The sequence below is a fragment of the Candidatus Sericytochromatia bacterium genome (assembly GCA_035285325.1).
GTDB lineage: Bacteria > Cyanobacteriota > Sericytochromatia > S15B-MN24 > JAQBPE01 > JAYKJB01.
Map to the genome: position 1 here is coordinate 1 of JAYKJB010000055.1, position 10,360 is coordinate 10,360.

General features: G+C 68.9%; 10 protein-coding genes. 3 read left to right on the forward strand and 7 right to left on the reverse strand.

From position 1 onward, the window contains the following. Positions 1–680, reverse strand: a 680-nt coding sequence (locus VKP62_06895) for an FAD-dependent oxidoreductase (GenBank protein MEB3196917.1), incomplete at its 3' end; no start/stop codon positions are given. 129 nt (positions 681–809) lie between these two features. On the opposite strand from VKP62_06895, the gene VKP62_06900 reads away from it, so the two are divergent. Beyond that, positions 810–1,514 carry a ribosomal protein L7/L12 gene (locus VKP62_06900; protein ID MEB3196918.1) on the forward strand — a complete coding sequence of 235 codons (705 nt, stop codon included), beginning with the start codon at positions 810–812 and terminating at the stop codon, positions 1,512–1,514. A gap of 53 nt (positions 1,515–1,567) precedes the next feature. On the opposite strand, the gene VKP62_06905 is transcribed toward VKP62_06900, so the two are convergent. The 5 genes from VKP62_06905 to VKP62_06925 form a co-directional block, all read right to left on the reverse strand. Next, positions 1,568–2,551: a threonine/serine dehydratase gene (locus VKP62_06905; protein ID MEB3196919.1), complete on the reverse strand. Its 984-nt coding sequence runs from the start codon at positions 2,549–2,551 to the stop codon at positions 1,568–1,570. Positions 2,552–2,584: 33 nt separating this feature from the next. Further along, on the reverse strand, positions 2,585–4,567 hold the full coding sequence (locus VKP62_06910) for a hypothetical protein (protein ID MEB3196920.1): 1,983 nt from the start codon (positions 4,565–4,567) through the stop codon (positions 2,585–2,587). Positions 4,568–4,799: 232 nt separating this feature from the next. Next, complete coding sequence (locus VKP62_06915; protein ID MEB3196921.1) at positions 4,800–5,786, reverse strand: alpha/beta hydrolase; 987 nt, start codon at positions 5,784–5,786, stop codon at positions 4,800–4,802. Between the two features lie 405 nt (positions 5,787–6,191). Further along, positions 6,192–6,659, reverse strand: coding sequence for a hypothetical protein (locus tag VKP62_06920; GenBank protein ID MEB3196922.1), 468 nt, complete (start codon positions 6,657–6,659; stop codon positions 6,192–6,194). Positions 6,660–6,886: 227 nt separating this feature from the next. Next, positions 6,887–7,885 (reverse strand): alpha/beta hydrolase, encoded by a 999-nt coding sequence (locus VKP62_06925; GenBank protein MEB3196923.1) that lies wholly within the window; start codon positions 7,883–7,885, stop codon positions 6,887–6,889. 230 nt (positions 7,886–8,115) lie between these two features. Between VKP62_06925 and nei the strand changes: the two genes are divergently transcribed. Then, the gene (gene nei / locus VKP62_06930; GenBank protein MEB3196924.1) at positions 8,116–9,018 is read left to right on the forward strand and encodes an endonuclease VIII; all 903 of its coding nucleotides are present in this window, start codon (positions 8,116–8,118) and stop codon (positions 9,016–9,018) included. Between the two features lie 77 nt (positions 9,019–9,095). Here nei and VKP62_06935 read toward each other — a convergent pair whose 3' ends face one another. Then, positions 9,096–9,665, reverse strand: a complete 570-nt coding sequence (locus VKP62_06935) for a hypothetical protein (GenBank protein MEB3196925.1) — start codon at positions 9,663–9,665, stop codon at positions 9,096–9,098. A gap of 289 nt (positions 9,666–9,954) precedes the next feature. Here VKP62_06935 and VKP62_06940 point away from each other — a divergent pair. Continuing rightward, a partial coding sequence (locus VKP62_06940) for a hypothetical protein (protein ID MEB3196926.1) occupies positions 9,955–10,360 on the forward strand: 406 nt, incomplete at its 3' end.

Below are 10,360 nucleotides of genomic sequence, written 5' to 3' on the forward strand. Positions count from 1 at the left end.
TGGAGCGTGGGGCCTGCCGCCTGGTTCACCCGGCCTTCCCGCAGCGTGATACCGGCCTGCTCGCAGGCGCGCCGGACCAGTGCCCGACCGGCGGTCGCGTGACCGGGCAGCAGTCCGGCCCCGATCACCAGGCTGATCGGCACCCGGCGAGCGTCTCGCAACACGTGCCGCGCCGCCAGGGCCAGCTCCACGCCGGCGGCTCCACCACCCAGCACCACCAGGTGTCCGCCGTGGGCGGCCAGGTGCGCCTTGAGGGGAGGCCAGCCTGCCAGCAGGGCCTCGAGTGGCCGGGTGGGCAGGAGCGGCCCTGAAAAGCCGTGCAACGCCCCGCCATCGACCACGGCGCCGCAGGCGAGTGAAAGCACGTCGTAGGCCAGTGCTTCCCCGGAGGCCAGCTGCACGGTTCGCCTGGCCGCATCCACGGCGCTCACCCGATCCTGCCGCCACCTCACCCCGGCCGCCCGGGCGAGGGGGGCGAGCGGAATGTGCAGCGCCTCGGACCGATGGTGGCCTGCCAGCCAGCCTGGCACCATGCCGGAGTAACAGAGCGTGGGCTCGGGCGTCACCAGCGTGACGCTCACGGCGGGCCAGGCCTGACGACGCAACGCCTGCAGGACTGCCAGGTGGGCATGGCCTCCGCCGACCAGCACCAGTTCTTTTGGGTGGAGGGCGTCCGGCATCAGGGGCTCCTGCTTCCCCCTTACCCGCAGCCGGGCGTCGTGTGATCGCTGCCGGAGGGTGGGTACCTGCCTGGCAGGCCGGTGACAAGGGGGCATGACGAGATGATTCAGGATGGGGTGGAGCAGCTCGTGGCGTTTGCGCGCGCCCTGTCGGACCCTCCCTATTTCACGCCGCTCAACCTCTTTCTGGTGCTCTTTGTCCTGTTTACCTTGCGGGACTTGACCCGCGGCCGGAAGCCCCGAGAGGGGGCTTCCGGGGTGTGGGAGGTCCGCACGTCACCGCAGTATGCCCGTGCGAGCCGGGACGCGCTGGCCCGTCGCCCGCTGAACCCCGAGGCCGGCGAAGGGGAGGGGGACCTCACGCTGTGGCTGCTAGCCCCTGGCCATCGCCGCATCGATCTGATCAAGGCGGTGCGCGTGGTGACGCGCCTGCCGCTGGCGGAGGCCTACGCGCTGGTCGAGAGCACGCCGATTGCCGTGCTGCGTCAGACCTCGCCAGCGCGGGCCGAAGGCGCGCGGCTTGCGCTGGCTCAGGCGGGGGGAGAGCTGGAGCTGCGCCGTGAGCAGCCGTCCGACGGGGCGAAGACCGTCGTCCCGACCGTCTCCAGCGACGAGGCGCCCCACGATCTGACCTTGCAGCGCCTGCCCGACAGTCTCCAGGGCCGCGCCCAGGTGGTTGCCGTCGTGTGCGAACAGCTGGGCTGGGCGCCCGAGACGGCCGAGGAGCGCTTGTCGGAGGAACCCGCCTTCGTGTTTCGGGGCCTGACGGCAACCCAGGCCCGACGCTTGCGGCGGGAACTGGAAGAAGCCGGCGCGGACGTCTCCCTCGACTGAATGCCAGCATCCCGAGCGTTCGAGCAGGCATTGCCGACCGGGTCGGGGTGGCGTCAGGCTGGCGTCAGCACCTCGGCGAACAGCGCCGGATCGACGTTGCCACCGCTGAGCAGCACGCCCAGCGTGCGTCCCTCGGTCGGCAGCAAGCCCGCCAGCACGGCCGCCAGCGCGGCGGCGCCGCCCGGTTCGATCACCAGCTTGAGGTGTTCGAAGGCAAAGCGCATGGCCGCGAAGACCTGCGCGTCCGTCACCACCAGCCCGCCAGCCAGCAAGCGACGGTTGATCGAGAAGGTCAGCTCGCCCGGGGTGGGCACCAGCAGCGCGTCGCAGACGCCTCCCGCATTGCGGGCGTTGGTCTCGCGTTGCCCACTGGCCAGCGAGCGCACGGTGTCGTCGAAACCTTCCGGCTCCACCGCCCAGACGCGGGTTGCGGGGGAGCGTGCGGCCAGGGCGATCGCCACGCCCGCCACCAAGCCGCCGCCACTGCAGCAGACCAGCACGTCATCCAGCTGGGCCGCCCGCTCGCCAGCCTGCGCCATCAGTTCCAGGCCCGCGGTGCCCTGGCCCGCGATGATGGCCGGGTCCTCGTAGGGCGGCACCAGCACCGCCCCCAGCGCCTCGGCGATGCCGCGGGCGGTGGCTTCTCGGTTGGCCGTCGCGCGGTCGTAAAGGATCACCTCGGCGCCGTGGCGGCGCGTGTGGGCCAGTTTCAGCGGGGGCGAGTCTTCCGGCATGACGATGCGCGCGGGCAGCCCCCGCCGCGCGGCGGCCGCGGCCACGGCTTGCGCGTGATTGCCGGAGGAGTAGGCCACCACGCCGGCCGGGTGCTGAGCCGGGTCGAGCTGACTGATGCGATTCCAGGCGCCGCGGAACTTGAACGAGCCCGTGTGCTGAAGCGCTTCGACCTTCAGCAGGACGCGCCCACCGACGCGCCGGTTGAGTTCGGTCGATTCGAGCAAGGGGGTGGCCACCACCGTCCCGGCCAGTCGGGCGGCGGCGGCTTCGAGGTCGGCCAGGGTGGGGGCGGCGGGAATCATGGTCGGGGTCACGGGCAATCAGTCCGGTTGGCGTTAGGGTTGAACGAGAGAGACGCCGGCCTCCGGCGTCGGGCTGGTCGCGGCCTTGGAGGGTTGCGGTGGCACGATCTTGCGCAGGGTGAAGACGGGGAGCCCCCCATCCAGGCTTTCGAGATCTTCCAGGTAGAGGTTGCCCTGGTTGTCGAGTTCAAGGTTGACCGGGGTGATGAAACGAGCGTCCGGGCCATTGCCGTCGCGCTTGCCGCGGGCATTGCCGCCGGCGACCAGGAAGACCGAGCCGTCCGGGCTGAGGCGCAGCACCAGGGCGCGCTGGATGCCCACATCCGTGGCGTACATGGTGCCATCGGCCGCCACCGCGATCGCGCCCGGTTCGCCGAGGCGGGCATAGCCTCCCCGCCCGAAGCGCGAGCTGGTCTCGCCCGGCTTGCCGGCCACCGTGATGACCCGGCCGTCCGGCTCGATGCGCCGGATGCAGTGGTTGTTGCGGTCGGCCACGTAGAGGCGGCCATCCGGCGCCACCGCCAGCGCCCGCGGCAGGTTGAAGCGGGCCTCCAGACGGGCACCGTCCTGATAGCCGGCTTCATTCAACTTGCCTGCGTAGCGTTCGAGTCGGGGGGCGCCTGGGCGGGCCACCAGGATCAGGTGGCGGCTGGCCCAGGAAAAGTACAGCTCGCCCGTGTCGGCAGCGGCGATCCGCCCCTGAGAGAAATCCGCGATGTCGAGCGAGTTCGGCGGGGTGGCGAACAGGCGCACCAGCTTGCCGTCTTCCAATCGGTTGACGGCGATCCCGTTGGCGGTCGTCAGATGGACCAGGTATAGCAACTTGCCGGGGGAGAAGGTAATTGCGTAGGGCCCCACCGAGTCCACCGGCACGGTGGCGACGGTTTCCAGCTTCTGCTCCTGCGTGATGCGGATGATCCGCGTCGGCGCGCCTTTGACCACCATGTACAGACGGCCCTCGCCGTCCACCGAGAACACGCTGGTCTCACCGCGCTTGATCTTGGCGTCGTCCGGCAGGGCGCCCAGCGCCTGCAGGGTCTCGCTGGAGTACCAGGGCTCGACCCGTGAAGGACGAGCCGGTGCGGCCAGTTCGGGGGACTCCTGGGCGATCGCGGTCCTCAGCGTGTCGTCGTCGTTCACGAACTGGTCGAAGGCATCCGCCACGTCGCGCGAGCCGCGACCCAGGAAAGGCACGGTGCCGGGCCCGAGCAGGGTGCGAAGTCTGGCCAGCATGTTGGCCCCGGGCAGGGCACTAGCCCGTCCAGCCAGGCGATCGGCACGCCAGCGGGCCGCCGCCAGCGTGGTGGCCGTGTCCACCTCGAGCGGGCCGCTCGGGGGAGCCACCGCGAGGTATTCCATCGATTTGCCGGCCACATCGAAGGTGGCCTGCACCAGGGCCTCGCTCACACCCTCCGGTCGCTGAAGGGTGAAGGCGCCCTCTGCGTCGGTGGTGGTGACCTGGTCGGTGAGGGGGTTGCCCTGAGGGTCGACCAGCCGCACCTGCGCCCCGGCGCGGGGTTGATCCTCCAGGCTGAGCAGGCGATAGGCGCTGGCGAACGACCTGCCGGCCAGCAGCCCCAGGCCCTTGTCCGAAATGATGCCGCCCCCTCGGTCAGAGACCAGGCCGCTGCCTCCGAGGCCCAGCAGGGTCGCGCTGTTGTTGGCGATCAGTTCGGCAGGGCCGGATTTCAGCTTGCCGATGATGCTGGCCGCCCCCTTCAAGGGGCCCAGCGGCGTTTGAAGATTCTGCGCACTGGTCTGTATGTCAGTCCCCACGCCTTTGGCGGGTGAGGGGAGCGTCAGGCTGCCGGTGGTATTGCTCACCAAGCTACTGCCATTGTTTCCCACCAAGGTGGCCCCGTTGTTGGCCACCACTTGGCTGCCATTTGGTGACGCGGCCGGGACTTTCCCGGCCGGGGGGGCACCCTGAGCCCTCGAGCCGCCGGACCCCGGCGGGGTCGCCGTGCAGCCGACGAGCAGCAAGGCGAGTGCGGTACGGGAGAGATGAAATGGCATGCAGGCCCCTCGCAGAGTTGCCATGGTAGCCCGGGCCGTTGCCGCGGGGCAAGTTCCCGTTTGTCCTCGCATCGTCAGGCGCATGGCGGGCACTCCTCGTTTTGGATGCCCAGCCGGGTGGCAGGGCTTGGGCAGGTTGGCATCGATCGCCGGGGTGAACCGCCACCGGTCGCGCCTGTACCTGAGCTGCCCGATCGGGCGCAGGTGTCGAACGGTGGCGGTTGTCGAACCCTCAGCGGCCGAAGGCTTGGCGCAGGAAGGCCGTGACGGGAGGTGTCACCACCTGTTCGCCGGGCACGCCGATCATCTGGCTCATCTCGTTGTGGTCGTAGCCCCGGACGGCTTGAAAGCCGTCGCCGTTCTGGCGGGGATCGGCCTGTCGCGTGGCCTGGTGGAAGGCAAAGGCCTCGGAGATTCGTTCGGGCGAACCCTGCACGGTCACCAGGAACGGCGGCGTCTGGCGCCCTGAGGCCACCTGATGCACGGGTGACGCGTCCCGGCGCACAGCGACATTGGTGCCGAAGGCGTTGCGGACGAGGTCCTCCTGCTTCGGGCTGTCCGTTCGGGTCAGCTCATAGCATGCGGAGTCGACGCTGATGACACCCTTCAGGGCACCGAGGCCCTGACGTCCCACAGCCTCGGCCAGGTAGGTCGGGTGCGTACCCGCCAGCGACACCAGGTGGCCGCCGGCCGAGTGCCCCATCAGGGCGATTGCCGCCGGGTCTCCCCCGTGCGCCCCGATGTTGGTCTTGACCCAGCCGATCGCCGCGCAAACGTCCCGGATCTGGACGGGGTGCATGGCCCGCTGCCGCTCGGGCACCGACGGGTCGGCCAGCCGGTAGTTGATCGAAACCAGCACGTAGCCCAGCGACTTGAAGTAGGCGCGCTTGGTGTCCATCCCGTTCGACTTGTCGCCCGTCTTCCAGCCGCCGCCGTGTACCCAGACCACCACCGGACGGCGCGCTTGACGCTCGCTCGTGCCATAGATATCCAGCCCTTGCTCGGCGTGGCGCCCGTAGGCCACGTTCCTGACCACGGTGGCCTGACGCTCCGGGATGGGCGCGAGCCCGCGGGGGGCGGTCGCCATCAGGGCACGCGCGGCCGTGAGCGAGGGCGTCGCGGCCGCTTCGGTCCTCAGAACGGCGGACGGCACATTCGGCGCGCAGCCCGCGAGGGCGAGGGCGGCGAGGGCGAGGGCGGTGGACAGGACCTGACGCATGGGGGGACTCCTTCTCGGCTCCGGTACCGCGCCTCTGCGCGGCTCACGAAGGGGTTTTGGCCGCCCGATCTTCCCAGAACCTTCCGCGCCGGCGGAGCCAGATGAAGCTTCGGTTAAATCGGTCAGCCCTGGTAGCGCTGGCGACCCGGGAGGCTCAGCGTGATCCGGCCACGCGCCAGGGGCTCGCCCGTCCGGCCGTGGGCCTCGCGCCGCTTCCGAGGGGCTCTGGGCGGGTGGGCCTTGCCCGAACCATCGCGCTCACCCGCACCGATCCGCACGTCATGTGCGAGCGCGACCCCCCGGGTTTCGGGAGGTCGCTCATCACGGGCTGAATCAGTTCAAGCGGCCTTCTGGCGCGACAACGGGGCGGAGCCGCCTGGACCGGCCTGATCAGGGGGAGCCCGGTCAGAAACTGACGCGGTAGTTCTTGCCGAGGTTCGAGTCCCAGGTCTTGCCCATATAGAAGGCCAGTTCGACCGCTTTGATCTCCTTGACGGCGTAACCCTTCACGAGCTCGGAGCCGGCGTAAAAGCTCTGCCGTCCCCGGTCCTGATTGAGGCGGAGGCTCGTGATCTCGAGCGCCTTGCCTGACTTGGGCGTCACCTTGATGTAGGCGTGGAGATCATCACCCGCCATGGCCCCGGGGGCGAAATAGCCCTTGGCATCGTGATAAGACAGGATGATTTTGGCCCCCTTGGCCAGGGAATCGTCGCGCAGCGAGACATCGTACGTGCTTCCGACCCCGGTTTTGCGCCCACGAAGGGCGTCAGCACTCATGCCTGCAGTGGAAACGGAAGCGACTGAAAGGGGCGCCGTGTGGCATCCATTCAGGATGGCCAAGGCGATGAAAGACAGCGCGACGTGCTTGAACAAGTGTGACTCCTCGGCCTATCAATGGCCACCACCGTCGAGAGATTCTAGTTACCGATGATTTCGGTCACGCGCGCGCCTTGCTTGCGCTGAAATCTATATTTCACAGAAAGCCTGGATTAACTCCTGGTTAATGCAAGTCAAGACGGTGGAGGGTTCGGTTCAGGAGGTTTATCGCGGTTCTCCCGCGCCCCGGGGCAAAGCCCCAGGGCGCGGGAGAACGGATGCCCTCAGCGGCCGAACATTTGCTTCAGGAAGGCCGTGATGGCCGGGGTGACCAGGCGCTCGCCGGGGCGGCCGATCGCCTCGTTGATCTCCATGTGGTTGTACGCCGTCACGTGCTGGAACTGGTCGCCGCGCTGCAGCGGGTCGGCTTGCCGGGTCAGGTCGTGGAATTGCCGCGCCTCACGGATGCGCTCGGCCGAGCCCTGCACGAAGACCAGGAAGGGCGGCGTCTGACGGCCCGAATCCACCTGATACAGGGGCGAGGCGTCGCGTCGCACCGCGCGATCCTTGCCGAAGGCGTTCAGCACCAGTTCCTCGATCCAGGGGCCATTCGTGTTGATCAGGTCGTAGTTGGAGGTGTCGACGCTGACGACGCCGCGCAGCGAGCCCAGCCCGACGCGACCGACGGCCTCGGCCAGGTACTTGGCGTGGGTGCCGGCCAGCGAGACCAGATGGGCACCGGCCGAATGCCCCATCAGGGCGATCGCCTGCGGGTCTCCCCCGTGCGCCGCGATGTTCTGCTTGACCCAGCCGATCGCGGCGCAGACGTCGCGGATCTGGTCCGGATGCATGGCGCGCCGTCCGACCGGCACGTTCGGGTCGGCCAGCCGGTAGTTGGTCGAGACGAAGACGTAGCCGAGCGACTTGAAGTAGGCCCGCTTGGCCTCGAGGTCGTTGCCCTTGTCGCCCATCTTCCAACCACCGCCATGCACCCAGACCACGACGGGCCGGCTGGCCCGGCGCTCGCTGGTGCCGTACACGTCCAGCGCCTGCTCGGCTGACCTGCCGTAGCGCACGTTCCGTACCACGGTGGCCTGGCGCTCCGAGATGGGGCTGAGCGCCTGGCTCGACATTGCCATCAGGCTGCGCTCGGGTTGGGCCGCCGCGACGCTTGCCTCCACGGGCGCCGTGGCCGTTCTCAACACCGCCGAGGGCACGTTCTGGGCACAGCCGGCCAGCATCAGGCCGGCCAGGGTCAACGCGATGGCAAGGGGGTGACGCATGGGGTGAACTCCTTCTCTTGGCCCGGCGCTCGCCGGGCAACTCTCACACCCGCATTGTGAGGCGCCGATCTTCCGCCGACCTTCCGCTCGCGCCTGGCTGGTTGAACTTTGGGTTAAGACTTCTGGTGGTTTCTTTCGCCCTGCGCCGCCAAGAAGCCCCTGGCGATTGCCCACGGTGCCTTGCACGCGCTACACTGCCGCTCGCAGGGGGGACGAACGGGGGAGTCTCCATGCCGGAAGGCCCGGAAATTCGTCGCGCCGCGGACCGCTTGCGGGCCGTGCTGGTGGGCCATCCCACGCGCGAGGTGGTCTTTCAGCGCCCGGACCTGGCCGACCACGGGGCCCAGCTGACGGGCCGCACGGTGCTGGCCGTGGAGACGCGCGGCAAGGCCATGCTGACGCGCTTCGACGACGGCTGGGTGATCTACTCGCACAACCAGCTGTTCGGCCGCTGGGACGTGCGCGGCCCCCGCGCCAAGGCGCCGGTGACCCGGCGGCAGGAACGTCTGCGGATCGTCACGCCGCGCGGGGTGGCGCGGCTGTATTCGGCCTCCGACATCGCCGTGCTGCAGGCGGAGGCCCTGGCCGAGCATCCGTTTCTGGCCAGACTGGGCCCTGACGTGTTCGACCCGGGACTCACGCGGGAGGGAATTGCCGCCCGCGTGATGGCCCCCGCCTTTCGGCGGCGGCGCCTGGAGGCCCTGCTGCTCGACCAGGCCTTTCTGGCGGGCCTGGGCAACTACCTGCGGTCGGAGGTCCTGTTTCTGGCGGGTCTGGCGCCCGAACGACGGCCGCAGGAACTCCGGGAGCCGGAGTGCCTGGCCTTGGGGCAGGCCGTGCTGTGGGCCTGTCGACAGGCCTATGAAACGGCGGGACTGACGGTGCCGACGGCGCTGGCGGCCGAACTGAAGGCTCAGGGCCTGCCGCGCTGGCGCTACCGGCACCTGGTCTTCAACCGGCCGGGCCAGCCGTGTCGACTGTGTGGCGAAGTGGTTCTGCGCAAGCGGGTGGGCGGGCGTCGCCTCGATCACTGCCCGTCCTGCCAGCCCGCTGGCCCGGCAGATCAGGTTCCGCCGCTTGACCGGCTGCTCCGGCCCGACGACGGTGAGGGTGAAGGACCAGTTTGCCCCTGATAGACTGAGCGCCCCGACGCGGGAGCGTGGGGCGCGGGGGGCATCGCAGCGGCGCGGTTTCGGCGCCTGCAGGAGGCTCAGAGCAACGAGACAGCCTTCTGGTTGGCCTGGGTCGCGCGGCGGGTGAAGCCGTTGCGCTGGGCGTGAGCGGCCACGGCGCGCGCCTCCTCGATCGTGCGGACCAGGCTGATCGCCTTGGCATAGGCTTCGTCCGGGACGCGGATGTAGAAGCGGTCATCGGCCGAGGCGGCCACGTCGAGGGCTTCGCCGACGGTGGTTGCGAGGGCGATCGCCCGGCGATAAGACTGCTCGGCGAGCGGAATGCGCTTCTCGGTGTTGAACTGTTCAGCCATCCGGACGGCGCGCTGCTGGGGCGAGAGCAACTCGTCACTGACGGCCAGGATGCGCACCGGGGTCTGCCCCACGCGGGCCGGGCTGCCGCCGCTCAGGAACTGGGCGGCTTCGACGTTCAGCAAGTTGACGTTGCGGGCGGAGCTGGCGACGAAGGTGTCGCGTCCTTGCCGGTAAATCAGGTTGTCCTGACCGTCGCGGTTGATCTGCTGCTTGGCAGCCTTCAACTCGTCCGGAAAGACCTGGCGGGTCGAGCTGAAGTTCACGGTGCGGCCGTTGATGGTGATGTCTGGCATCGGTTTCAAACTCCTCGGGTCATCTATCGGGCAGGCGGTGGGGCCATTCGGTGCAACTGACGAGGAGAATGTCCCGGCCGCAGGTTTCAGAGAAGTTACGAAGCGACCTGGAAATGGTTAATCCCTGGTTATTTTTTTGACGTAAGGCGTCCGCTCCCCGCCGACAGGCCCGGTGGTCTTGCGTTTACACCCCACCCGCGCCGGGAACGAAAAAGGCACCGCGCCGCGCCTCGGGAGCGCCTGCGGTCCTCCTCCCTCCCCGCCGCTTTGACCGTTCAGGAGCTTGCCCGTGCGTCTGGTCGCTCTCTCTGCCCTCTGTCTGTCCTGCGTGGCCTCGCTGGCGTGCAGCATCCAGCTGGTGTCCCCCCCGCTGCCCGCCGGCCCGAACACCGCCGCCTCGACGCAGCCTGCGACGGCAGCGGGCGTTGCGGGGCCAACCGTGCAGTCGCCTGAAACGACGGTCACGCTGAGCGGGGTCGTGCGGGTGCCCGCCGACTACACCGGAATGGGCGCCGGGGCCGCCCGCCTGCGCTTGCTCCAGACCCCCATCATCGACACCAACAACAGGACGATCATCGACACCAACAACAAGACGATCATCGACACCAACAACAAGACGATCATCGACACCAACAACAAGACGATCATCGACACCAACAACAAGACGATCATCGACACCAACAACAAGACGATCA

Coding starts and splice junctions, on each gene's coding strand:
- VKP62_06905 (MEB3196919.1), bottom strand. CDS start 2,551: ATGATTCCCGCCGCCCCCACCCTGGCCGACCTCGAAGCCGCCGCCGCC.
- VKP62_06910 (MEB3196920.1), bottom strand. CDS start 4,567: ATGCCATTTCATCTCTCCCGTACCGCACTCGCCTTGCTGCTCGTCGGC.
- VKP62_06915 (MEB3196921.1), bottom strand. CDS start 5,786: ATGCGTCAGGTCCTGTCCACCGCCCTCGCCCTCGCCGCCCTCGCCCTC.
- VKP62_06925 (MEB3196923.1), bottom strand. CDS start 7,885: ATGCGTCACCCCCTTGCCATCGCGTTGACCCTGGCCGGCCTGATGCTG.
- nei (MEB3196924.1), top strand. CDS start 8,116: ATGCCGGAAGGCCCGGAAATTCGTCGCGCCGCGGACCGCTTGCGGGCC.
- VKP62_06935 (MEB3196925.1), bottom strand. CDS start 9,665: ATGCCAGACATCACCATCAACGGCCGCACCGTGAACTTCAGCTCGACC.